The organism is Geobacillus thermoleovorans, from assembly GCF_001610955.1.
GTDB lineage: Bacteria > Bacillota > Bacilli > Bacillales > Anoxybacillaceae > Geobacillus > Geobacillus thermoleovorans.
This window is the reverse complement of the sequence record NZ_CP014335.1, coordinates 1,873,196-1,897,496: the sequence shown is the minus strand read 5'-3', so window position 1 is coordinate 1,897,496 and position 24,301 is coordinate 1,873,196. Positions and strand designations below refer to the sequence as shown.

Sequence of the window (24,301 nt, the reverse complement as noted above, 5' to 3'; positions counted from 1 at the left end):
TCTGTTCTCTGATGATTTTGTTTTGATCATCTCGCGCCGAGAAGCCCCCCACTTGAAGTGGGCGGGGATGGCTTGGTTAACAGCTTGCTGTGAGGCGGGTGTTCTCAAGAATCTCCCACCTTTAAGCGTTTAGCGTAGGTGGGAGAGCGTTCAAGGCGTTATTACCGATGATTGGCCAGCTGTTCGCGATACTCTTTTCCTTTTTGCACGTATGTATCAATCGACAGCTGGATGAGCTCAAGGTCTTTGTCCGTCAGTTCACGCACCACTTTTCCAGGCGAGCCAATGACGAGTGAGCGGGGCGGAATCTTTTTGCCGGACGGAATCAACGTGTTGGCGCCGATGATGCATTCTTCACCGATTTCGGCCTCATCCAAAATCGTCGACCCCATGCCGATGATCGAGCGCCGGCGGATCGTGCAGCCGTGAAGGATCACATTATGCCCGACCGTCACTTCATCTTCAACAATGAGCGGCGACCCTTCGTACAAATGGCAGGTCGTATTGTCTTGAATGCTCGTTCGAGCGCCGATCGTAATCGGTCCTTCATCGCCGCGCAGCACGGCATTGAACCAAATGGTCGATTCCGGACCGACGGTGACGTCTCCGATCAAATAGGCTCCCGGGGCAATGAATGCGGTTTCATGAACATTCGGACGTTTTCCGTTATACGGGTATAGCATCCCCACATCCCCCTTCATTTTATGTGTCATGATCAGTATAACACATTTTGCACGGGGGAGAAAATGGACGGAATGAACAATGTCTTTTCCCATCATCAATAAGCATAGATTCATGCACAATGCCTCGCGGAGCGAAAGCGGCAATGAGGCGGGCATCAGCCTTTGAGGGCAAGGCGAAGATCTGAAATTGCCGCTTCATGTTCAAGCGACCGGCGGCATAACATATCGATGATCCGCTCTTGGCGCAGCAATAGTTGCATTTGTTGCTCTTGATTCTGTTCAAGCCGTTTCACGATCACATCGATTTCCCGAATGGCTTGATGAACAGCGGCAAATCCCTTTGCCATGTCGGCTTTGATTTCATTCAACTCCGCTTTTGTCGCCATATTCGCTTTCATGTCCTCAAGTTCCTGCTTGGTAGCCATATTGGCTTTGATGTCTTCAAGCTCCTGTTTGGTGGCCATATTGGCCTTCATCTCTGCCATTTCCTGCTGCATGATTTCGAGCTTGTCCAAAATAAGATGCCACGGCTCGCTCATGGGCAACATCCTTTCCTAATCGTCAATAAGATAAGGGAATTGCGGTGGACACAAAGATGCAGATGAGATGGAAAAGAGGAAATGGTGTTGTGGGGAAACGACGATTCCCTGCCATTGATTATACATGATCAACGAAAAGCGGAAAAGGGTTTTTCCTATAACGAAGAAAACGGAAAGGGAGAAATGTTTTTCAGAATTTTTATTTAAATAATATTATTTTTCTTAATATTATTGTTTTATTTACCATGATATAAATCATACAAAATTTTTTTGACAATATAAACATAATGAATTATTATATTAAAAGAATTTAAAGGAGGTAGGTAGTGGTTATGTCATCGATCGACAAGCAACAAATCGCTGCCAGCGTTCCCCAGCGCGGCTTTTTCGGCCATCCGAAAGGGCTGTTTACGCTCTTTTTCACCGAGTTTTGGGAGCGCTTTTCGTACTATGGCATGCGCGCCATTTTAGTGTACTACATGTATTACGAAGTATCGAAAGGCGGGCTCGGGCTTGATGAACATCTGGCGCTCGCGATTATGTCGATTTATGGGGCGCTTGTGTACATGTCCGGAATCATTGGCGGCTGGCTTGCCGACCGGGTGTTTGGCACGTCGCGCGCGGTCTTTTACGGCGGCCTTCTCATTATGGCTGGTCATATCGCCCTGGCGATTCCGGGCGGGGTGACGGCGCTGTTTGTGTCGATGGCGCTCATCGTCTTGGGAACCGGGTTGTTGAAACCGAACGTTTCGAGCATTGTCGGCGATATGTACAAGCCTGGCGATGACCGCCGCGACGCCGGATTTAGCATTTTTTACATGGGGATTAACCTTGGCGCCTTTTTGGCTCCGCTTGTTGTTGGAACGGCCGGGATGAAGTACAACTTCCACCTTGGCTTCGGCCTTGCAGCTGTCGGGATGTTTCTCGGGCTTGTCGTATTTGTGGCGACAAGAAAGAAAAACCTCGGGTTGGCGGGGACGTACGTGCCCAACCCGCTGACGCCGGCAGAAAAGAAAAAAGCGGCTTCGATCATGGCCGTGGGGGCGGTCGTGATTGCCGTGCTGCTAGCAATCTTGATTCCGAACGGTTGGTTCACTGTGGAAACGTTTATTTCCCTTGTCGGCATCTTAGGAATCATCATCCCGATCATCTATTTTGTCGTCATGTACCGCAGCCCGAAAACGACGGCGGAGGAGCGGTCGCGCGTGATCGCTTACATTCCGTTGTTCGTCGCTTCAGCGATGTTTTGGGCGATTCAAGAACAAGGATCGACAATTTTGGCGAACTATGCGGACAAGCGGACGCAGTTGGATGTAGCAGGCATCCACTTGTCGCCTGCATGGTTCCAGTCGCTGAACCCGTTATTTATTATCATTTTGGCTCCGGTGTTCGCATGGATGTGGGTGAAGCTCGGTAAACGGCAGCCGACGATCCCGCAAAAATTCGCGCTCGGCTTGTTGTTTGCCGGCCTGTCGTTCATCGTCATTCTCGTGCCGGGCCATTTAAGCGGCGGAGGGCTCGTCCATCCGATCTGGCTTGTGTTAAGCTATTTCATCGTCGTGCTTGGTGAACTTTGCCTGTCGCCGGTCGGCCTGTCGGCGACGACGAAACTTGCGCCTGCGGCCTTCTCAGCGCAAACGATGAGCCTTTGGTTTTTATCGAACGCCGCCGCGCAAGCGATCAACGCCCAGCTCGTCCGCTTCTATACGCCGGAAAACGAAACGGCCTATTTCGGCACGATCGGCGGTGCGGCGCTTGTGCTAGGCTTGATCTTATTGGCCATTGCACCAAGAATCGGGAGATTGATGAAAGGGATTCGTTAAAGAATCTGATCCTCCTAGCCTTTATTGGCTGGGAGGATTTTTTTGATTTTTTACACCTACATTTTGTGTAGAGGCGGGAGACTTCTTGACAAGTGATGTTAAAAAATCCGCTGTTGCAGTAGTTATCATGACCATACCTTTTTCTCCTGCAAAACATTACATAGTTAGTGTAGAAAGGAGGAGAAACGATGGATTTTAAACATCAAGCCCGTCAGCTAGTTGGGCAGCGTGTGACTGTTGTGACGGTGCATGGAAAATTCCACGGAACATTATTGGGAGTTGGCGATGATTTTATTGTTATGCAGGTGAATATTGGAGGAAGACTACGGCGTATTCTGATCCGTTTGGCATTAATTATCGCGCTGCTTCGGTTAATAGGAACAGGAAGCGGATATGAACCTCATCGTTCGTCTGACGACGATGAATGGGAACGATATTTAATGGATGAGGATTGAACTATTCTTTACGATCGGGATATGATCGTGCAAAGATAAGTCGAAGAAAAACTGGGGGCAATGACAACTGCCTTACGGTCACTCCTTCTTAGGAAGCGTCCACGCACGGTTAGTGCAGGAGTTCGGACAAGGAAGGGGCAGATAGTTTAGATGGTGTCACACAAATCGATCGTGTGGCTTTTTTATTGAATCAGTCCAATTTTTGCGCAATTGGGGTGTTGGAATTTGGGCTTATCTTTTCAAGAAAATCAACTATAATGAACAGTAAGGAGAATCCGGATTCTCTAATCAAAAGTCCAAGGATTTGCACAACTAAATAAAAGGGAGCGCTCCATCATGATGCTCAATGCCCGTTGTATCCAACTTATGAAGTTGTTGCTTCGCTCTTCTCTTTATCTTACCGCTGACAAATTGGCGCAATCATTGAATGTATCCAAGCGAACGATTTATTACGATATACAAAAAACGAATGAATGGTTGCATCATGAAGGGCTGAAGCCGATTCAATATGCGCGCGGGCTCGGATTTCGCTTGGATGATGAAGTGAAACAAGAAATAACAACAAAGTGGAACACATTACAACCTGCCCGACATTACACATATCAGTCATGGGAGCGAAAAGCTTGGATTGGTTTATGGATTTTGACTCGCGTTCATCCACTGTATTTGTCTGATTTTTTAGAGAAATTACATGTAAGCAGGAGCACGTTGTTAAATGACATAAAGGAACTGAAAGAAGATTGGCAGTCATTTCAGTTGCAATTGTCATTCCATCGCAAAAAAGGGTATTTCTTATCAGGAAAAGAAATCCAAAAGAGGAAATTGATGATTCGTTATGTTCATCAACTATTAGCGACGATGGATGACCAGCATTTCGCTGCAGAGTTGTCAGCTGAGTGTCAATGGCCAATCTTTGATTGGATTCGCCAATTCGAGTCTGCTTTTTCTATTCGCTATGCGGGTGAGGTTATTCAAACTTTACCTATTTATCTCGCATTGTTCCAAAGACGGTGGGCTAGAGGCAAATTTGTGCAAATGGATGAGCAAGAAAAAGAAGTGCTAAGGTCAATGCGGGAATACCAGATTGCTGATCATCTCGTTAGACGAATTGAAAACGTTTCCCAAATATCTATTCCCGATGACGAGGTTTGTTATTTGACGACCCATTTACTCAGTTTTCGAGTTGCAGATGACAAGCAAATTGATCATAACGATGACATCACTACTTTGAAACGAATCATTCGACATATGGTGGATGATTTTCAAACTTATGCATGTGTACAATTCAAGCGTCGCGAAGAGTTGGAAAAAAATTTATTGGTTCATATGAAGCCTGCCTATTATCGACTGAAATATGGTTTTCATCTACAAAACGACCTGACCGAATCGATCAAAGCGAACTATCAAGATTTATTTACCTTAACGAAAAAAGTCGTCCATCATTTAGAAAGTGTAGTTGGCCAGCCGGTCAGCGACGATGAAATTGCTTATATCGCCATGCATTTTGGCGGATGGTTGGACAGAGAGGGGGTGTCGGTTCCAGTACGGAAAAAGGTGTTGATCGTCTGCGAGAGCGGGATTGGAACATCGCGAATGTTGCAAAAACAATTGGGGGAACTGTTATCAACGGTCGATGTCATTGGCGTCGTTTCAGCAAGGGAATATGATTATATTTCTCTTGAGGGGCATGTAGATTTTGTGGTGACGACAACGCCATTGCAACCGAAGGATGTGCCTGTTTATACGGTTCGCCCCATTTTAACAACGGAGGATAAAATGTTGCTTTTACGGGAGATCGAGGGATGGACGGAAACCACATCCCTTGGTCTCGAAGCGGTGTTGGACATCATCAAAAAACACGCAACGGTCATCGATGAAAAGACATTATATCAAGAACTAAATGCTTACTTTAGCCACAGCAAAAGAAAGGAGATTTGGCAAAAACCGATGCTAAAAGATTTGCTTACGAAGCGACATATTCAGATTATTGAAGAGGCAGGTGATTGGAAAGAGGCGATTGTGTTAGCAGCAAGACCATTATTAGAAGAAGGCTATATTACAAGTGAGTATATTGAAGCCATGATTCAAAACGTTCTCACACTCGGGCCTTATATTGTGATTACACCAGGAGTGGCCTTGCCTCATGCCCGGCCGGAGCAAGGCGCAAAAAAACTTGGTATGAGCTTTCTTCGAATCAAAAAAGGTTGTCTGTTTTCTGACAGGGAAGAAGATCGAGTGTATGTCTTGATTGTGTTAGCTGCCATTGATCATGAGACTCATTTAAAAGCGTTATCCCAGCTGACAACATTGTTGTCCAATCAAGAACATATTCAAATGTTGTTTAAAGCTGAATCTGTAGAAGAAGTATTGGCATTAGTGGAAATGTACTCTTAATAAAAAACAAATGGGAGGCGGGAAGGATGAAGAAAATTCTAGTTGTTTGTGGAAACGGGCTAGGCAGCAGTTTTATCATCGAAATGAATGTGAAAAAGGTGTTAAACGAACTAGGAATCGAAGCTGAAGTATCCCATACAGATTTAACAACCGGCCAAACAGAAAAGGCGGATTTATATCTTGGAGCGAGAGATTTAGTGGAAGTACTTGATGACGGTACACGCAATGTAGCTAAGTTGACGAATATTCTTGACCTTGATGAATTAAAGCGAGTGTTAAGAGAGAGATTGTGACAACAATAAAAAAGCAGGCGATACGCCTGCAACAAAGAGAAACCTATGTAGAAAAGCATACAAAAAATAAAAATAGAAAACAAGAAAAAAGTCCATACAATAGCTCACTTATGGGTGAAAAGGGGGAATATTCGGTGTTTGATTTCCTTATGAAAGATGTGCTTGGTTCACCGGCCATTCTAGTGGGATTGTTTGCCTTAATCGGTTTGTTGCTGCAAAGAAAAAGTTTTCCAGAGATCGTTTCAGGCACATTAAAGACTGTCATGGGATTTATCATTCTTGGCGGCGGGGCCAATATTTTAATCGGTTCGTTGAATATCTTTGGGAAAATGTTCGAAAAAGCTTTTCATATTAAGGGAGTTATTCCAAATAATGAGGCGATTGTTGCCATTGCCCAACAAACATTTGGAAAAGAAACAGCGCTGATCATGTTATTTGGAATGGTAGTGAACATCTTGATCGCACGATTGACCCCTTTTAAATACATTTTCTTGACAGGGCATCATACGTTGTTTATGGCGTGTCTAATTTCTGCTGTTTTTGCGACGGGTGGAGTAACAGGTGTTCCGCTTGTCGTCATCGGTTCTATTATTTTGGGAAGTTTGATGGTGTTGATGCCCGCCATTTTGCAGCCGTATATGCGTCAAGTGACTGGAACGGATCAGATTGCGTTAGGGCATTTCGGTTCGCTCGGCTATTTTACATCGGCATGGATCGGGAAGTGGTTTGGAAACAAGACCCAATCTACTGAAGATATTAAAGTGCCAAAGTCATTGGGTTTTCTTCGTGATACATCGGTGGCCATGTCGTTGACAATGGTGCTGTTATTTTTTATTGTTGCTCCGTTTGCTGGAAAATCGTTTATCGAGAAGGAATTAAGCGGCGGTGTCAATTTTCTCGTCTTCTCTCTTATGCAAGGGATCACGTTTGCTGCAGGAGTATATGTCGTACTAGCAGGGGTGCGGATGCTTATTGCTGAAATTGTTCCAGCATTTAAAGGGATTGCGGATAAAGTCGTACAAGATGCGAAACCAGCGCTTGATTGCCCAGCTGTCTTTCCATACGCCCCGAATGCTGTTATTGTTGGATTCTTGTCGAGTTTTGCGGCTGGAATTCTTTCGATGTTTATTTTGCCGCTCGTTGGGTTAAAGGTCATCGTTCCAGGTTTAATTCCGCACTTTTTCACGGGAGCCGCTGCCGGTGTATTTGGCAACGCTACAGGGGGCAGACGGGGGGCAGTGCTGGGGGCGTTTGCTAATGGCATTTTGATTTCCTTTTTGCCGGCACTTTTGCTTCCAGTACTTGGATCGCTTGGGTTTGAAGGGACGACGTTTGGGGATTCGGATTTTGGGATTGTGGGGATTTTGTTAGGGTATTTGATAAAGTGGTTTTCATAAGTTAAAAACGGATATGCTGGGTACTTGCTCATTACAAAGGATTGTACTGACCCTATTGGAGTGGAGATCGCACGGCGAACTTTTGAGATGGCGGGGCGTTGAGAGCAGTTTGCCCGGCGCAAGCATGGCTTGCGCCGGCACTGTACGAAGGATTTTCATATCTTTGGATCGCTTCAACCCTGCAAGTGTGAGGTTATTGTGGTTATTGTAAAGAAAAGCATGTTTTCTCTACTGCAGCCTTATGGTGGGGTAGCGGGGTTTTTTCGAAAAACGATGGACGACGAAACGGGAGAAACAGACAATGCATTCGGAAACGGTCAGGATGGGGGATCTTATTACAGAAAAAGCCGTCTGAAAGCCCACGGTTTCAATCGAGGGATGAAAGACGGCATTGCTCGGTAATCCCTTAAGAGGATTGCTTAGAGCCACCATCTTTCTCTTTAGATGTTGTAGTATAATCATTAAAACTGATACGATCTATAATATGGAACAAGAATATCGAAGAACGAAAACAACTGTATCGTTGATTTACTATCATTTTGTTTTCTGTCCGCGTTATGCAAACGATGATTGCCTATAAGGCGGAAATGGCGGGCATTCGCGTTGAGTGGGTGAATCCAACCTACACGAGCCAAACGTGTAAATGTGGTTATCGAGAGAAAGCGAACCGAAACGGCATCCGCTTTCGATGCCAAAGGTGTGGATACACTCTCCACGCCGACTTGAATGGCGCCATCAACATCGCCAAAGCGATTTCGGGCTTTGCCGTCTAACCTAGCGCACTGGTCACAGGTGCGCCGCTCATGGGGGTACATCCTAACCCGATGGGACGGGGTGATGACACCCCCCTAAACTTGGGCGTTGTCCGAACCAGAAATGGATGAGGACGCAAACGATCCAAGAATCCCATGCCTTTAAGCGTGTGGAGTGTCAATCTACTTTCTTCAGCAAATACATCTCCTCCTCCACTCTCGCGATGCGGCCAAGTTGATAATCAAGCCGCTGATGAATGAGGGAGATGTCTTCTTTTGTCGCCATTTGCTCGCGAAGTCGGGAGAGCTGGTCTTTTGTTGCCATCTGCTCGCGAATGCCGGCCATTTCTCCGCGGAGGCTGGCGATTTCATGGCGCATGCCGTCTTGAATGCTGCGCTGTTCGAGTTGATTGTCGCGGATCGCTTTGATCATTTCCGTGTTTTCTTTCATCTGCTCCTTCAGCCAGCGCAGCTCTTCTTCCTGTTTGTCCATCCGTTGCTCAAGTTTGTCCACCCGTTGTTCAAGTTGACCCAATTTTTGCTTCACCGTTTGCATGTCTTGCTTCAGGACGGACATGTCATCGACAAGTCCTTGAACAAGTGTGGTTAACTGCCGCAACAGCTCTTCCATGAAGAAACCTCCTTATCGAGATGGGATTCACTCGGGGCGTTTCAACCATGAAACGTGAGGAGTCCAAGATGTGGAAATAGGAGAGGAAACGCCTACAAGCTCATTATATCATGGCTTGGCTAGGTCATCACTCCTAAATTGAGGGAAAGAAAAGGGATAAATAGGGGGTGTGTTGAATACGTCATTAGCAGAAGTTGTGGTAGTTTGAAGAAAATAGATTGATAGGAGAGGGAATATGAACGCATGGATCAAGGGAAGAAATGCGGCGCTTATGTGTATGGCGTCCGTCTTTTTATTTTCCTGCAGCAATGCGGCTGATCGCGGCGTCGAGGAAGTGCTGGCAGCGCCAAACGAACTGGCGGGGCAAACAATCGAGCATCCACCGCTGCCGAGTCCGATCGATAAGATGGTGATAGCGTCAGCCTCTGCCAAACAAGCGGCGCCGAACCCGAACGAAGTGCGCATCACCATCAGCGCGGCGGGCGATGTGACGCTCGGGCGCGATGAAAATTATGGCTATGCGTATTCGTTTGATGAAGAAGCGAAGAAGCACGGCTTGCGCTATTTTACGAAATACATTGAGCCGATCTTCAAAAAGGACGATTTTACGACCGTCAATTTGGAAACGACGCTGACGACCTCGACGCGGAAGGCAAGCAAGAAATTTCGTTTTCGCGGCCACCCGAGTTATGCGAAAATCTTAACCTATGGCGGCATTGATGCTGTGAATCTGGCCAATAATCATACATACGATTACTTGCAACGAGGATACAATGACACGATTGCCTGTTTAAAAAAGGAAAACATCGGTTATTTCGGCCGCACGCTCCGGCTGTTGAAAACGGTCAAAGGCATTCAAGTTGGAGCGCTTGGCTATGAAGGCTGGAGCAACACCAGCACGTTGCGCAAGCAAATCGCCAACGATATTCGCACGCTTCGGAAACAAGGAGCCGACATCGTTTTCGTCCATTTCCATTGGGGAGTGGAACGAAGCTATGTGCCAAACAGCACGCAAAAGGCGCTCGGCCGCTTTGCGATTGACAGCGGCGCCGATTTGGTCGTCGGCCATCATCCGCATGTCATTCAAGGGATTGAGGAGTATAAAGGGAAGTTCATCGTCTACAGCCTCGGCAATTTTATGTTCGGCGGAAACAAAAATCCGAGCGACAAAGATACGTTTGTCTTCCAGCAAGTGTTCTCTTTTCAAAACGGCAAGCGGACGGCCAAAAAAGAAATCCGCGTCATCCCGTTTCGCATTTCATCGGTGACGACAAGGAACAACTACCAGCCGATGCCGTTAGCGGGAGGGGAAGCAGCCCGAGTGAAACGGAAAATTGTCTCGCTGTCGGCGAAAATCAAAAAGCCGACTTGGACCGCGTACGAAGTGAAGTAAAAAAGGATGGCCCTTGTTTCGGCCATCCTTTCGCTTTTTGCAAGGTTAAGAGCGATCATTGATTAAGTTGGCGACGAGCACGTACCGCTGCGGAGCAGGGCCGACGTAGCGGAACGGATAGCACGTGGAAACGGTGAGTGTCGCTTTCGGCTTTGGAACGATGACCGTCCGGTCGTCGGCGTCGACGATGCGCACTTTGCGCACTTTATAGGTGAATGTGCCGGCGGACGTACGGACGATCAAGATATCGCCTTGGCCGACTTCGCCAAGACGGCGGAAGACCGTGTCACGATGGCCAGAAAGCACGCAGTTGTCCGCCTCTCCTGGCAGGACACTGCCGGCGTAATGGCCGACCCCTTTTTCCAACTCGTTTTCATCTGTACCGTGGTAAATCGCTAGGCTCATGTTGAGCTTCGGGATGATGAGTTCGCCGATTTGTTCGCCGATTTTGGGCTGTTTTGGGTAGAGTGAACTTTGGATTTGCATCGGCGCAGCGCCTGTTTGTCTCTCTATTTCAACAGACAGCGGTTTGACCGCCTCCAAGCCGTTTTTCCACTTCAAGCCGCTAACGGCGGCTACGGCGATTCCTGCTGCGATCAAGCTTGCTCCAAAAAAGCGCACGAGCCGTTTCCGGTTCATTTATTTCGCCTCGGCTCCTTGGCGGAAGCGGACAAGGAATGCGCCGACACCGATTAAGGTCAAACCAAAAAGCATATAAGCGGCATACGGGGATGCCGTCTTCGGCAGTTTCGCTCCGGCTTCGGTCCGCTTCAGCGGTTTCGGCGGCGCCGGTTTCACCACTTTTTCGATTTTCGCTGCCTGGCCGCTCTGTTGCAAGTCTTCGCCGATTTCATCGAATATGTCGGAGGCAAACATCTCTTCGGTCACGACAAAATCAGCCAGTAGCTCGCCTTCGGTGCTGTAAATTTCAACAAGCAAATCGTAGCCGTTCGCTGATTCCATTGTCAGCAGCGTCGACAGGCTGAGCGGCTTTTTCTCGCCACCTTTTGTCAAATAAAACTTCGCTTCCAGCTGAAATGTGGAAAGCAGGTCGGTCCATACATTGGCGATCTCAGCGATTTGCGTTGGCGATAGCTCCGTCACGCTCGTAAAATCGTACGCACCGATCGCCTCAAGCCGTTGGCCGATTTCTTCCATTTTCTCGGCGAATTGCGGATCTTCCATATTCAGCGATTCAAAATGGTTATAGAGCTTTTCCAACTCTGCGTCCGTCAAACCAAGCTCGTCTAAATCCGGAAGCAAGTAGTCGATGACTGTCTCCGACAGTTCCTCAACCGTCGCATAATTGTCAAGCGAATCGTCGTTTTTAGACAGCAGTTTTTCCAATTGCGTTTTCGTCATGCCAATTTCTTGTAAAAATTTGTTTAATGTTTCTTCGGTCAACGGCGTCAAATTTCGATAATAATCGACGATATCTTTCAGCTCGCCGATCGAGTGGTAATCGGCCAACGATTCGCCGTGCCGATCAAGAAGGGCGATGAGCTCTTCCTTTGTCATTCCGCGTTCGTTTAGAAAGGCGGCCAGCGTTTCATCAGTGATCGGAACGGAGTAATCTTTAAACAGTTCGATATATTCTTCCAGATCATTGTAAAATAAAAACACATCAGTAATGGCCTGTGACTCTTCCATTTCCCCATTGTCGATGAGCATTTGTCGAAGCTGTTGTTCGGTCAACCCGTGTTTGGCGAGCAACTGAGCTAAATTTTCTTCCGTGAGCGGCTCGCCGAACTCACGGCGCATTTCGTCCACGCTGTCAAACTCATCGAGCGAATAGCCTTCATAGTCCAAATAATTTTCCAGCTCTTCGACTGTGATCCCTGCTTCATTTAAATACTGCTCTAAAGCTGGATCGTTGCGTTCAATGGCGAACGCTGAAGCTGGCCATACAGTGGCTATGGATGCGGCCAAGGCAAAAGGAACGATGTTTTTCATGTCGTGACCTCCGTTTGTTTGTATATACGAATTCAGTATATAGGAACATGAAAGGGACGAAAATAGTGAAATATATGGAAATTTTTATATAGAACACCCTCCCTGTTTACATCTAATGTTTTCCACGTATGACTTTTTAGAGGCAACGTATGCTAACCGTTGAACGGGAGCTGTCGAGCAAAAGGAGGTGGAGGTACAATGGACCGCTTATTCCGTCTGTTCCGCGTTCAGCGCGGCCGCGGGTTGTGGAATCCATGGTTGGGGGTTGTTAGACGGCGAAGAAACCATAACGCCATTTGGACGCTCGTCAGCGTAAGCTTAGGAGCGGTGGCAGCCGCGATGTTGGGGGCGAGACAAGGGAGACGCATGGCGCCGATGACGCAAGGACCGATGCGAAACGTGATTCGCGGCCTCAACCGCTGGATGAGCCGGCGGATGGGAACGATGCAGCCTGCTGCAATGGATTTTCCTGCAAAATCATCCAAAAGTAATGAGATGTAGCCGCTTGTGATAGTATTGGATGACCGATGGGATCATGGAAAAGGGTGTTCCAAAATGATGGATGGGCACCCTTTTGTTTTGTCCTAATGATTTTGAAGGTTGAAAAAGATAGAAGATTGTAGCATAATATTTTTATTAACTAAATATTCAGAAATATAAAATAAAAGCGAAGCGTTCTTGGTACATGAAAAAAGATTTGATGCAAAAAAGGGGGGAGAATGGATGACGCAGATCGAAATGGAGTGGATAGGAGATGAAATGTACCGCGTTCCAATCCCAGTTCCATTTCCGATGAAGTATGTCTATTGTTACGTAGGTCGGGAAGCGGATGGATGGAGCATTGTTGACGTCGGCTTTCGCTATCCAGAGGCGATTAGCGCTTGGGAAGCAGTGTTTCGGCAGCTTGGAATCAAACCGCGGCATGTTCAGGCCATTTACATCACTCACTTTCATCCGGATCATTTTGGCTTGGCTGGGTGGATGCAACAGCAGACGGAGGCGCCTGTCTGGATCAGCGAGCCGGATTATGCGATGGCGGAACGAGTGTGGGGGGAAGAGAGCGTTCAGGCGAGCGAAGTGGGTGCCATGTTTCGCCGCCATGGTGTGCCGGATGAGTTGGTAACGGACATTGAGGAGAGCATGTGGAAGCTGTCGTTGCGCGTTAGCCCGTTTCCGGTGCTAACCGTTTTGGATCGTTCGGAAATTGTGCTGGGGCAGCGGCGATGGGCGGTCATCCCGGTCCCGGGGCACAGCGATGGATTGATCAGCTTTTATCAGCCGGAATCGCGCCAGTTGCTTGCATCAGATCATGTGCTTGATCGCATTACTCCGAACATTAGTGTATGGCCCGGCGCTTATCCAAATCCACTCGAGCAATATTTTGCCTCGCTTCGCAAAGTGGAGGAACTGGAGGTGGATGTGGCTCTTCCTGCCCATGGCGCGGTCATTCGCCAATTTCGCGAGCGGATCAGCGACATTTTCCGCCACCACGAACAACGGTTGCAAAAAATGAAAACGCTAGCAACATCGGGGCGCACCGCCTATGAAGTGGCCCATCTTGTGTTCGGCCATAAGCCGCTGACCGTGCACCAATGGCGGTTTGCAGTGGCTGAGACATTGGCGCATTTGGAATATTTGGTGTCTGTCGGTGAATTGCAAAAAGAGGAGCATCGGCATGCAATCGTTTATCGGCAATGACCGATGTCCAGCTGCTAGAGAGTTGGAATCTTTTTGTATTATTGTGTGGCGCATGGACGAACAAAGAAAGGCTTGAACGGATGGAAAAAGCAATGACTGGGCTGTATGATGTGAAGCGAGGCGATGTCGTTTTGTTGCTGAATGGTGAGGGGGAAAAGCAGCGAAATAGCCTAAGGAGCTGGCTGGTCAACCGTTGTCCATCGGTTTCATGAAAATTTGTCGCTCCAATGGGGCGATTACGGTGTATAATGGGGGAGGTGTAGGCATAGCAAAAGAGCCCTTGAATGGTGAGACAGGGAGATGAAACCGATGTGGCAATCGATCAACCGTCGGCTTGAGAAGGCGCTGCCGTTTCTTACGCCGGCGAGCGTGGCGGCCGGCATCTGGCTGGCGGACGAACTGCACGGCTATGCCGCGCTTGTGCCGTGGCTGTTTGCGTTGATGACGTTTAGCGGCAGTTTGCGCTTGCGTTTGGCCAATTTGAAAGAGGCGCTCATTCACCCTGGCCCGATCGCTGCGGCGCTATGTCTGCTCCATTTCATCATCCCGCTGTGGGCGTTTGGGCTTGGACATCTGTTTTTTGGCAGCGACCGTTGGACGGTGATCGGGTTTGTGTTGGCGGCCGCTATTCCGACCGGGGTGACAAGCTTTATCTGGGTGTCGCTCGGCCGCGGAAACTTGGCGCTTGCCCTTTCTGTCATTTTGATTGATACGTTTTTATCGCCCATCGTTGTGCCGCTGACGTTGCTTGTATTGGCCGGAAGCGTGGTCGAGCTCGACGTGGGCCAGATGATGCTCGGCTTGTTTTTTATGATTATTTTGCCGTCACTAGCCGGCATGTTCGTGGGCGAACGGCTGTCTGCTCAAGCGAACGAGCAGCTGGCGGTGGTGCTGTCCCCGTTTTCCAAGCTGGCGCTGGCGCTTGTCGTCATGATCAACAGCGCAGTCGTCGCCCCGTATTTTGGCCGTGTTGACGCCCGGCTGTTTTTCATGGCGCTGCTTGTCTTGGCGATCGCGAGCTCCGGCTATTTTCTTTCTTGGATGGCGGCCCGATGGCTCAGGTTTGCCCCGTCGGATATTATTGCGTTAACGTTTACCGGCGGGATGCGCAACATCAGCGCCGGCGCGGTGCTTGCCATGACCTATTTTCCGCCGCCAGTGAGCGTGCCGGTCGTGCTCGGCATGCTGTTTCAGCAAGTGCTCGCGTCCCTATACCACCGCTTGTTGAACAAAACGTACCATTCACCAACGAGCGGCAGAGCGCCATACGCCGGAAGCGCCCGGTAGGGATGGAAAGGGCAGGCGGTATGCAGCGCCTGGCGGGAGCAAAAAGCGAAAAAACGCCCGTCCTAGGCGGGCGGGCAGGTGCGGGGAAAGCAAGCGGGGTGCTCGACGTCACGGCGTTTCGTCGCTGAGGCGGTCTCGTATAGGTTCTCGTTTCGGTGAACGGATGAGGTGGCGGCGGAGGGGGAGGTTGAGCTCCATAATCCCCTCGACGACTAGCCGGGCGATTTCTTTCGCTCCTCGTTTGTGAAAATGCGTGTTGTCTTCGATTCCGTGCGGATAATTTGCATGCTCGCCGGGCGCAAGCCATAGAAACAGCTGTTTCGTCTGTTCCGGACCGAGCTGTTCAAACCGTTGTCTGCTTTTTGCCGTCAAATCGATGACGGGAACGTGCTCTCTCTCCCCAAGCGCCTTCATGGCCGCAGGATAAAGTCCATGCGAGTTGAGCGCTCGTCCGTCGGCAGAAAAGCGCCGCCGCTCGACCGGAGTGATGAGGACAGGGGTTGCTCCTTTCGTGCGGGCGCCGTCAATATACCGTTTCAAGTATGATTGGTAGGAGGTGAATGGTTCGGTGTAGCGTGCCGGATCGTTCACCTTTTCATCGTTGTGACCGAATTGGATGAACAAGTAATCCCCTTTTTTCATTTCCCGCAAAATGCGGGAGAGCCGTCCTTCTTCGACAAAACTTTTCGCGCTGCGGCCGGAAGCGGCCATATTTTTCACCATGACGTTGTCATCAAACCAATCATCGAGCATTTCACCCCATCCGGCCCGGGGAGCGCGGGAGCGGGGAGCGGCGGCGACCGTCGAGTCGCCGGCCAAATAGATGACAATGGTCGTCCCCCGTCTTGCTTTGGCTGCATCTCCGTTCGTCGCTGTCCTAGCCATTAGAACGGCGCCGATGGCAATGATGACGGAGCACAAGAAAGCGGCTTGTTTTCTTTTCAAACAGGTTCCTCCTACTCAACAACAGTTCGTCCTATTTTCGCCAACAGTTCGTTTCGTTGTTATCGTGGCTTGTCAGCCGCTTGTTTATGCGCATCGATGCTAGTCAATCCGTTGAAACCGGCGATAAAAGCTCCAGATGACGGCGAGAAATACGCCATACCCAGCAAAAGAATACGAATGCCTCCACAGAGCGGCGTGAACGAACAAGCCGTACGCTTCTGCTTTCGTTTCGAATGTTGCCATCAATGCGGCCGATGCGATGATCAAGCCAATGCGTCCGAGGCGGCCAAGCCGCTCCATCAGGCAAAGAAACAAGACGGTGCATAGCGGAAGAACCACCATCGTAAAGAAAATATCGATCGAAAAGAGGGATGGAAACGGGCGCTTCGGAAAGACGTACACCCCTTTTCCGGTGAAATACAAATCCAAATACGTCCCGGCCCAAGAGGAAAGCAGCGCCGAGGCAAGATAGGCGCGGCGCCTAGCGCGCGTGGAAGAAGGCGTTTTTGGCGATGATCGCCAGTTCGATTTTTTCAAGTGTTTCACAATACGCATGAACGATCTCCCCATTGATCCGTTGTTCCGGTTTAACAAGATAGCGGACGACGTGCGGATCTGTAAACCAATCGCCAGGTTCGGCCGCCTCATGGACGACGTTTTTCCACGCGTGACGAAGCTGTGGGCTGTACAGGCGCGGGGCGCCGGGAACGATTTGGCAGTCGCGGACGCGGCGGCGGTACGGTTCCCTTGGAAACGATTCGCACACATCGTTAAACAAGTGCGGCCAATAATCTTTGCGCGAACCGGTATGCGGATGGCTGACAGCCCAGCGCACCGCATTTTCCAGCGTTTCTTCATTGTCAAACAAAATCGAGTACAGCCGTTTGCCAAGCAAAATGCGTTCATGGAGCGACTCAAACTGATGAAGCGTTTGACCGATCAAAGCGGTGCCGCCTTGGCCGTCGTCATGCGGGAACAAGATGTGATTGAAATGGAGCAGCTCTTGTAGTTGAAATTTGAGCGTCTGAAAAACGGTTTGCTGAAATACGGGATGTTGAATGACTCGTCGTTCCAAATAGCTTTGTTCGTTAATCACGAGGGCGATGGCCAACGTGTACAGATCGCCGCGGTGCCAAAAATGGTTCCATATCGTTTCCATAAACGTCGAAACGCCAACATACGGCAATAAATAAAAGAGCGGTCGGCCGTACTTTTGGCTTTCTTCATACAGCAAAAACTGCGGATAAATATCTTGGAAAATCAGCCAGTTGCCGCGCTCCAAAAAGGTGAAAAACGACTGCCGCTCGTCTTCCGAGAGCAGCCGCATGAGCAGCTCCCCTTTTAAGTCGGTCATGTTCCAGCCGCCGTTGCGCGACACCATATGTCCTAAAAACGCCCAATGAATTTCGCGATGGCGCAAGTAAAAATCGAGATACGCCGCCGTTCGGGTCACATTGTTTTCGTTGTGTTCCGCGGTCACCGCCCGGATGCGGCGGATGAGCTGCCGCTCTTTGGCGGTTAAGTCACGTTCAGATACGATCGTGTACCCTTTCTTTTGCTTTTTCTTTAATTCCCGATAGACGTCAACAAGGGAAAGGGGAAGGGATGACGCTTTCGGCCTCAGGCAACGCATAGTGACCCCCTTTGGTGCATCGACCGCCCACCAGACGAATAAATATGGAAGGAAACGGAATTTTGTGAAAAAGGAAGGCGATGCATGGTGGCCGACGAACGAAGCACGTTGATTGCCGTGCTCAAACGGTCGCAAGCGGCCGACGGATCGTGGCGGTTTCCGTTTGAAACCGGCATTTCGACAGACGCCTATATGATCATTTTATTGCGGACGCTCGGAATCGATGATGAACCGTTGATTCAGGCGCTCGTCGAGCGGATCGAAAGCCGACAGGAAGCGAACGGGGCGTGGAAGTTGTTTACCGATGAAGGCGACGGCAACGTGACGGCGACAACCGAGGCGTATTATGCCTTGCTTTACTCCGGCTACCGAAAAAAAACCGATCCGCACATGCAAAAGGCAAAAATGCGCATTTTGGAAATGGGCGGCTTAGAACGCGTCCACTTGTTTACGAAAGTGATGCTCGCATTGACTGGACAGCACCCGTGGCCAAGACGGTTTCCGCTGCCGCTTGAATTTTTCCTTCTTCCCCCGTCGTTTCCGCTCAATATGTATGACCTTTCCGTGTACGGAAGAGCGAACATGATTCCGCTTCTCGTCGCCGCGGAGCGACGGTACAGTAGGAAAACGGCGAAAAGCCCAGACTTGTGTGATTTGGCCGCTTCCCGTGGAGGTTGGCGGCTGCCGGAAAACCGGGCGCTATGGTCATACATCAAGCGAGCGTTGATCGGTTTTCCGGCTGAACTGCACGATGCCGCCAAACGACGCGCCGTCCGTTATATGTTTGATCATATTGAGCCGGACGGAACGTTGTACAGCTACTTCAGTTCGACGTTTTTGTTCATTTTTGCGCTGCTCGCGCTTGGTTATCCAAAAGACGACCCGCATATTGTCCGAGCTGTTCGCGGTTTGCGCTCACTGCGAACCGAAATCGATGGGCATACGCATATGCAATATACAACCGCTTCCGTCTGGAATACGGCGTTGGCGAGCTATGCGCTGCAGGAAGCGGGCGTGCCGCCGACCGACCGGACGATTGAGAAAGCGAACCGCTATTTGTTGTCGCGCCAGCACATTCGCTACGGCGACTGGGCGGTGCACAACCCGTACGGCGTACCGGGCGGCTGGGGATTTTCCGATGTGAATACGATGAACCCGGATGTCGACGATACGACCGCCGCGCTGCGCGCCATCCGCCAGGCGGCAGCGAAAGAGACAGCGTTCCGCCATGCGTGGGACCGGGCGAATCGATGGCTGTTTTCGATGCAAAACAATGACGGCGGGTTTGCGGCGTTTGAAAAGAACGTAGGCAAACGGTTTTGGCGGTATTTACCGATCGAAGGGGCGGAGTTTTTGCTGATGGATCCATCCACCGCTGACCTCACCGGGCGGACGCTCGAATATTTCGGAACATTCACCGGGATCACGAAAGACCACCCCGCCGCCGCCCGCGCTGTCGACTGGCTGCTTGACCATCAGAAAGCCGACGGTTCGTGGTATGGGCGCTGGGGGATTTGCTATGTGTACGGCACATGGGCGGCGGTGACCGGGCTCTCAGCCGTCGGCGTTCCAATCGATCACCCGGCGATGCAAAAAGCGGTCCGTTGGTTGTTGAGCATCCAAAACGATGACGGCGGCTGGGGTGAATCGTGCAAAAGCGACGAAGCCAAGACGTATGTGCCGCTTGGCGCCAGCACGCCGGTCCATACCGCCTGGGCGCTCGATGCACTGATCGCTGCCGCCGAGCGGCCGACCCCGGAAATGAAAGCCGGCGTTCGCGCCCTAGTCCGTATGCTTCATCACCCGGATTGGACCGCCTCGTACCCGGTCGGACAAGGGATGGCCGGCGCCTTTTACATCCATTACCATGGCTACCGCTACATTTTTCCGCTGTTGGCGCTCGCCCATTACGAGCAAAAGTTCGGACCGTTTGTGGATTAGCCAACCGTCCGTACGAGGCGGTGATGGAACGCTGCCATGACATAGTGCATCACCCTCTCGCTGTCGGCGAGAAACGAAATATGACGGCACAAAAGTGCATTTTTCTCTTTCCCTCATCAGAAAACCCGACAATTGCCGGGATTGAATAGCCTGATTATTTAGTATAGAATATTCAGGTAATTCTGAATAAAGGGGTTCAGTCGATTCGAGGGGAGGAGAAGGAGAGCGTGATGAAATGCTGTCGGGTTATGTTTGTGTTGCTCGGATTATGGCTTGTATTCGGCCTATCGGTCCCGGGAGGGCGAGCTGAAGCGGCAGTTTCACGCGCCAACGATGCGCCGATTGTACTTCTCCATGGCTTTACTGGCTGGGGAAGAGAAGAAATGTTTGGGTTCAAGTACTGGGGCGGCGTGCGAGGCGATATCGAACAATGGCTGAACGACAACGGTTATCGAACTTATACGCTGGCGGTCGGACCGCTCTCGAGCAACTGGGACCGGGCGTGTGAAGCGTATGCTCAGCTTGTCGGCGGGACGGTCGATTATGGGGCAGCCCATGCGGCGAAGCACGGCCATGCGCGGTTTGGCCGCACTTATCCCGGCCTGTTGCCGGAATTGAAAAGGGGTGGCCGCATCCATATCATCGCCCACAGCCAAGGGGGGCAGACGGCCCGCATGCTTGTCTCGCTCCTAGAGAACGGAAGCCAAGAAGAGCGGGAGTACGCCAAGGCGCACAACGTGTCGTTGTCACCGTTGTTTGAAGGTGGACATCATGTTGTGTTGAGTGTGACGACCATCGCCACTCCTCATGACGGGACGACGCTTGTCAACATGGTTGATTTCACCGATCGCTTTTTTGACTTGCAAAAAGCGGTGTTGGAAGCGGCGGCTGTCGCCAGCAACGTGCCGTACACGAGTCAAGTATACGATTTTAAGCTCGACCAATGGGGACTGCGCCGCCAGCCGGGTGAATCGTTCGACCATTATTTTGAACGGCTCAAGCGCTCCCCTGTTTGGACGTCGACAGATACCGCCCGCTACGATTTATCCGTTTCCGGAGCTGAGAAGTTGAATCAATGGGTGCAAGCAAGCCCGAATACGTATTATTTGAGCTTTGCCACAGAACGGACGTATCGCGGAGCGCTCACAGGCAACTATTATCCCGAACTCGGAATGAATGCATTCAGCGCGGTCGTATGCGCTCCGTTTCTCGGTTCGTACCGCAATCCGACGCTCGGCATTGACGACCGCTGGCTTGAAAACGATGGCATTGTCAATACGGTTTCCATGAACGGTCCAAAGCGTGGATCAAGTGATCGGATCGTACCGTATGACGGGGCGTTGAAAAAAGGGGTTTGGAATGACATGGGAACGTACAATGTCGACCATTTGGAAATCATCGGCGTTGACCCGAATCCGTCATTTGATATTCGCGCCTTTTATTTGCGACTTGCCGAGCAGTTGGCGAGCTTGCGGCCTTAAAACTAGTATTTTGCGAAAAAGCCATCTCGACCGGATGGCTCTTTTTTGAGGAGCAAGCTCTTGAGTTGTATGACGGCCGCGGATGTCCGATGGTATAATAGGGGCAAAGCAAGCGGGTGGGGGAATGGACGTGAAGCCGACCGAGCGGCAAAAGGAACGGTATACGTATCAAGATTATGTCAAGTGGGACGGACGGTGGGAGCTGATCAACGGCGTGCCCTACAACATGGCACCGGCCCCTTCATTTGTCCGCCAGTCTATCGTCGGTGAATTGTATGTCGCTTTGCGGGCATTTTTTCGTGAAAAAGGATGCACGGTTGTCATGGCGCCATTTGATGTACGCCTTGATGAGCAGGCGGACTATGAACAGGCGAAGCATGTCGTGCAACCAGATATCTCCGTCATTTGCGATCAAAGCCAAATTGGCAGCCGAGGCTGCGATGGTCCGCCTGACTTGGTAGTGGAAGTGCTTTCGCCAAGTACAGCGTTGAAAGATCGAAACGAAAAGTATATGTTGTACGAACAGTTTGGCGTCAAGGAATATTGGATCGTCGATCCGCTGCATCGGACGGTGGAAGTGTACGGCCGCGGTGAAAAAGGGTATGAGAGGCGGAGCGTCTTTGGCGAAGGCGATGTGCTCGTCTCGTTTTTGTTCGCTGATTTGACGGTTTCGCTGGCTGGCATATTTCAAAATATAGAGGGTGAGGGATAACGATGCGGTTAACGGAAGAGGAAGTGCAAGCGCTGCTTGAAAAAGCGGACGGCTGGAAGCTGGTCGATGAGCGGTGGATTGTGAAAAAATACCGTTTTCAAGACTACTTGCAAGGAATCGAGTTCGTTCGGCGAATCGCCGCGATTTCGGAAAACACAAACCACCACCCGTTCATTTCGATCGACTACAAGCTCATTACAGTGAAACTGTCCTCATGGCGGGCGAAAGGGCTGACGAAGCTCGATTTTGACTTGGCGAAGCAGTATGATGAGGTGTATAACCAGATGAAGCAGGGGGAAGGGGAATGATGGCGCATCGCACAGCCCTCGTCACCGGAGCGGCGCGGGGGATCGGTTATGAAGTGGCGAAAACGTTGGCAACCAACGGCGTGAACGTCGTGCTTGCCGACTTGAAGCAGGAAGAGGTGGAACAGGCGGCAGAGTCGTTGCGGCAGCTAGGCTGCGAGGCCGTCGGCGTCAAGTGTGATGTGACGGTGGAAGAAGAGGTGAAACAAACGATCCATGAAGCGGTCAAACGGTGGGAGCGTCTCGATATTGTCGTGAACAACGCCGGTTTGCAATATGTCGCCAATATTGAAGACTTTCCGACCGAGAAGTTCGAGCAGTTGATCCGCGTCATGCTCGTCGGCCCGTTTTTGGCCATTAAGCATGCGTTTCCGCTGATGAAGGAGCAGCGCTACGGCCGCATTATCAACATGGCGTCGATTAACGGATTGATCGGGTTTGCCGGAAAAGCCGCCTACAACAGCGCAAAACACGGGGTGATCGGCTTAACGAAAGTGGCGGCGCTAGAAGGGGCACCGTACGGCATTACGGTGAACGCACTTTGTCCGGGGTATGTCGACACAGAACTCGTCCGCAATCAGCTCGCTGATTTGGCGGCGACGAGAAAGGTGCCGCTTGAGAAGGTGCTCGAGGAAGTGATTTACCCGCTCGTGCCGCAGCGGCGGCTCTTGTCCGTTGAAGAAGTCGCCCATTATGTTCTCTTTTTGGCAGGCGAACAAGCGAAAGGAATCACCGGCCAGGCGGTCGTGATCGATGGCGGGTATACGGCGCAATGAAGCGCAATAAGCCCTTAGCCTCGCAAATGGCTAAGGGCTTGTTGCTTGGTCGTTCAGCTGAGAGCGAATTCAAAGCTCGCGAGGATTTTGACTTCTTTCCCGACGAGGAATCCGCCGGTTTCGAGCGCGACGTTCCATACCAACCCGTAGTCTTCGCGGTTGATCGTTCCTTCGACATCAAAACCGACCGAGATGCCGCCGGTGAGCGGGTTTTTCACTTGGCCGTTGTATTCGACTTTGAACGTTTCCGTTCTCGTCACGCCGCGGATCGTCAGCTTCCCGGTCACTTCATATTCCGTGTCGGAAAGCTTGCGCACGGACTCACTGACAAACGTAATGGTTGGATAGTTCTCGACATCGAAAAAGTCGGCCGAGCGGAGATGATTGTCGCGGTCGGCGTTTTTCGTATCGATCGAGGCGGCGTCGATCGTCGCTTTCACGTTCAGCGACTCGAGTTCGTTGATGTCGCCTTGCACCTCAACGTCAAAGTTGGTGAATTCCCCTTTCGCTTTGGAGATCATCATATGTCTCACTTGGAAGGCGACAGAGCTGTGCGCTTTGTCGAGTTGAAATGTTGTCATCGTTTTTCCTCCTCTTGTCATACGATTCATATTCACATCATTATCATAGCAAACATATATCTCGAATTCAAATATTTTTTATTAAAGTTTTTATTGGCGTGAAGAACAGACGCCCATCCATGATAAGATGAATATGAAACGGTGGACGGAAAGGGAGAAAAAAGATGAATGAACTTGGCATTTTAACGAAAATTGAACAGCAAATGGAACGGTTTTCACCGGCGGAAAAAAAGGTAGCCGCCTACATTCTCGATCATGCTGAGCTCGTGCCGAATATGACGACGAAAGAACTGGCTCAGGCGGCTGACACAAGCGAAGCGAGTGTCGTTCGTTTTGTCTCATTCGTTGCTAGCGAAGAGCGGCGCAGTTGGCATAAGGAATGAAAAAGGTTGACCTGTCCTAAAGGCAGCCCCATCATCATGTAGAAGACTGGCCATTTAACAGGAAACGCAACTTCATCATCCCGAGTTCCAAGTTTTTCGCATTTGCGGGTCGTGAAGTGAAGGGGATGGTGGATTCCCCACCCCTAGAAGCCTAGTGAAAAACGGGGCGTCGCGCGCAAATCAACGGCGTTGGATCAGAATCGCAAGTCCGTCCGGCAAGGTTTCTCTAATTGAAAAATAGGCGGG

General features: G+C 50.3%; 23 protein-coding genes and 3 pseudogenes. 17 read left to right on the top strand and 9 right to left on the bottom strand.

Features of this window, described 5'->3' with window-relative positions:
* Window positions 1-161: 161 nt before the first annotated feature.
* Together GT3570_RS09450 and GT3570_RS09445 are read right to left on the bottom strand one after the other, a co-directional pair.
* Window positions 162-683, bottom strand: a complete 522-nt coding sequence (locus tag GT3570_RS09450; RefSeq protein WP_062898688.1) for a gamma carbonic anhydrase family protein — start codon at window positions 681-683, stop codon at window positions 162-164.
* A gap of 155 nt (window positions 684-838) precedes the next feature.
* On the bottom strand, window positions 839-1,222 hold the full coding sequence (locus GT3570_RS09445; RefSeq protein WP_020278622.1) for a hypothetical protein: 384 nt from the start codon (window positions 1,220-1,222) through the stop codon (window positions 839-841).
* A gap of 332 nt (window positions 1,223-1,554) precedes the next feature.
* Here GT3570_RS09445 and GT3570_RS09435 point away from each other — a divergent pair, with 332 nt between their 5' ends.
* The 7 genes and pseudogenes from GT3570_RS09435 to GT3570_RS19090 all read left to right on the top strand — a co-directional run.
* Window positions 1,555-3,045, top strand: a complete 1,491-nt coding sequence (locus GT3570_RS09435) for a peptide MFS transporter (protein WP_023633551.1) — start codon at window positions 1,555-1,557, stop codon at window positions 3,043-3,045.
* A 188-nt stretch (window positions 3,046-3,233) separates the two neighbouring features.
* Window positions 3,234-3,500 (top strand): DUF2642 domain-containing protein, encoded by a 267-nt coding sequence (locus GT3570_RS09430; protein WP_062898687.1) that lies wholly within the window; start codon window positions 3,234-3,236, stop codon window positions 3,498-3,500.
* 336 nt (window positions 3,501-3,836) lie between these two features.
* Window positions 3,837-5,894: a BglG family transcription antiterminator gene (locus tag GT3570_RS09425; protein WP_062898686.1), complete on the top strand. Its 2,058-nt coding sequence runs from the start codon at window positions 3,837-3,839 to the stop codon at window positions 5,892-5,894.
* A 26-nt stretch (window positions 5,895-5,920) separates the two neighbouring features.
* On the top strand, window positions 5,921-6,187 hold the full coding sequence (locus GT3570_RS09420; RefSeq protein WP_031409011.1) for a PTS sugar transporter subunit IIB: 267 nt from the start codon (window positions 5,921-5,923) through the stop codon (window positions 6,185-6,187).
* A gap of 134 nt (window positions 6,188-6,321) precedes the next feature.
* Window positions 6,322-7,584 carry a PTS ascorbate transporter subunit IIC gene (locus GT3570_RS09415; protein WP_062898685.1) on the top strand — a complete coding sequence of 421 codons (1,263 nt, stop codon included), beginning with the start codon at window positions 6,322-6,324 and terminating at the stop codon, window positions 7,582-7,584.
* Between the two features lie 484 nt (window positions 7,585-8,068).
* Window positions 8,069-8,143, top strand: a pseudogene (locus GT3570_RS18450) (IS200/IS605 family transposase); the annotation flags it as partial.
* A pseudogene (locus GT3570_RS19090) lies at window positions 8,142-8,575 on the top strand (zinc ribbon domain-containing protein); the annotation flags it as partial. The pseudogenes GT3570_RS18450 and GT3570_RS19090, both read left to right, overlap by 2 nt.
* Here GT3570_RS19090 and GT3570_RS09410 read toward each other — a convergent pair.
* Window positions 8,515-8,967, bottom strand: a complete 453-nt coding sequence (locus GT3570_RS09410; RefSeq protein ID WP_042380876.1) for a hypothetical protein — start codon at window positions 8,965-8,967, stop codon at window positions 8,515-8,517. The pseudogene GT3570_RS19090 and the gene GT3570_RS09410 sit on opposite strands and share 61 nt — an antisense overlap.
* A gap of 235 nt (window positions 8,968-9,202) precedes the next feature.
* Here GT3570_RS09410 and GT3570_RS09405 point away from each other — a divergent pair, with 235 nt between their 5' ends.
* Complete coding sequence (locus GT3570_RS09405; protein WP_023633568.1) at window positions 9,203-10,360, top strand: CapA family protein; 1,158 nt, start codon at window positions 9,203-9,205, stop codon at window positions 10,358-10,360.
* Between the two features lie 45 nt (window positions 10,361-10,405).
* Here GT3570_RS09405 and GT3570_RS09400 read toward each other — a convergent pair whose 3' ends face one another.
* Entirely contained in the window at window positions 10,406-10,999 is a 594-nt protein-coding gene (locus GT3570_RS09400) for a class D sortase (RefSeq protein WP_014196058.1), read from the bottom strand.
* The gene (locus GT3570_RS09395; RefSeq protein WP_062898684.1) at window positions 11,000-12,313 is read right to left on the bottom strand and encodes a processed acidic surface protein; all 1,314 of its coding nucleotides are present in this window, start codon (window positions 12,311-12,313) and stop codon (window positions 11,000-11,002) included.
* A gap of 198 nt (window positions 12,314-12,511) precedes the next feature.
* Between GT3570_RS09395 and GT3570_RS09390 the strand changes: the two genes are divergently transcribed.
* The 3 genes from GT3570_RS09390 (at window position 12,512) to GT3570_RS09375 (ending at window position 15,298) form a co-directional block, all read left to right on the top strand.
* Entirely contained in the window at window positions 12,512-12,814 is a 303-nt protein-coding gene (locus tag GT3570_RS09390) for a hypothetical protein (RefSeq protein ID WP_014196056.1), read from the top strand.
* 222 nt (window positions 12,815-13,036) lie between these two features.
* Window positions 13,037-14,011, top strand: coding sequence for an MBL fold metallo-hydrolase (locus GT3570_RS09385; protein ID WP_062898683.1), 975 nt, complete (start codon window positions 13,037-13,039; stop codon window positions 14,009-14,011).
* 309 nt (window positions 14,012-14,320) lie between these two features.
* Window positions 14,321-15,298, top strand: a complete 978-nt coding sequence (locus tag GT3570_RS09375; protein WP_021322422.1) for a bile acid:sodium symporter family protein — start codon at window positions 14,321-14,323, stop codon at window positions 15,296-15,298.
* A gap of 108 nt (window positions 15,299-15,406) precedes the next feature.
* Here the strand turns inward: GT3570_RS09375 and GT3570_RS09370 are convergent, their stop codons facing one another.
* From GT3570_RS09370 to GT3570_RS09360, 3 genes are all read right to left on the bottom strand, one after another.
* Window positions 15,407-16,243, bottom strand: a complete 837-nt coding sequence (locus GT3570_RS09370) for a rhamnogalacturonan acetylesterase (protein ID WP_082816477.1) — start codon at window positions 16,241-16,243, stop codon at window positions 15,407-15,409.
* 99 nt (window positions 16,244-16,342) lie between these two features.
* Window positions 16,343-16,798: a CBO0543 family protein gene (locus GT3570_RS09365; RefSeq protein WP_033012777.1), complete on the bottom strand. Its 456-nt coding sequence runs from the start codon at window positions 16,796-16,798 to the stop codon at window positions 16,343-16,345.
* The gene (locus GT3570_RS09360) at window positions 16,725-17,876 is read right to left on the bottom strand and encodes a DUF2515 domain-containing protein (RefSeq protein WP_062898682.1); all 1,152 of its coding nucleotides are present in this window, start codon (window positions 17,874-17,876) and stop codon (window positions 16,725-16,727) included. The genes GT3570_RS09365 and GT3570_RS09360 overlap by 74 nt, the downstream gene beginning before the upstream one ends.
* Window positions 17,877-17,960: 84 nt before the next feature.
* On the opposite strand from GT3570_RS09360, the gene shc reads away from it, so the two are divergent.
* The 5 genes from shc (at window position 17,961) to GT3570_RS09335 (ending at window position 23,091) form a co-directional block, all read left to right on the top strand.
* Window positions 17,961-19,817 (top strand): squalene--hopene cyclase, encoded by a 1,857-nt coding sequence (gene shc, locus GT3570_RS09355; RefSeq protein ID WP_062898681.1) that lies wholly within the window; start codon window positions 17,961-17,963, stop codon window positions 19,815-19,817.
* A gap of 230 nt (window positions 19,818-20,047) precedes the next feature.
* Complete coding sequence (locus GT3570_RS09350) at window positions 20,048-21,298, top strand: esterase/lipase family protein (protein ID WP_033025583.1); 1,251 nt, start codon at window positions 20,048-20,050, stop codon at window positions 21,296-21,298.
* 124 nt (window positions 21,299-21,422) lie between these two features.
* Window positions 21,423-22,010 (top strand): Uma2 family endonuclease, encoded by a 588-nt coding sequence (locus GT3570_RS09345; RefSeq protein ID WP_062898680.1) that lies wholly within the window; start codon window positions 21,423-21,425, stop codon window positions 22,008-22,010.
* Between the two features lie 2 nt (window positions 22,011-22,012).
* Window positions 22,013-22,318, top strand: a complete 306-nt coding sequence (locus tag GT3570_RS09340; protein WP_014196047.1) for a 4a-hydroxytetrahydrobiopterin dehydratase — start codon at window positions 22,013-22,015, stop codon at window positions 22,316-22,318.
* A complete protein-coding gene (locus GT3570_RS09335; protein ID WP_062898679.1) occupies window positions 22,315-23,091 on the top strand; it encodes a 3-hydroxybutyrate dehydrogenase in 777 nt (258 codons plus the stop codon). Before GT3570_RS09340 ends, GT3570_RS09335 begins: the two co-directional genes overlap by 4 nt.
* 53 nt (window positions 23,092-23,144) lie before the next feature.
* Here GT3570_RS09335 and GT3570_RS09330 read toward each other — a convergent pair whose 3' ends face one another.
* A complete protein-coding gene (locus tag GT3570_RS09330; RefSeq protein WP_014196045.1) occupies window positions 23,145-23,672 on the bottom strand; it encodes a YceI family protein in 528 nt (175 codons plus the stop codon).
* Between the two features lie 164 nt (window positions 23,673-23,836).
* On the opposite strand from GT3570_RS09330, the pseudogene GT3570_RS09325 reads away from it, so the two are divergent.
* Window positions 23,837-24,007: pseudogene (locus GT3570_RS09325) on the top strand (MurR/RpiR family transcriptional regulator); the annotation flags it as partial.
* Between the last annotated feature and the right edge of the window lie 294 nt (window positions 24,008-24,301).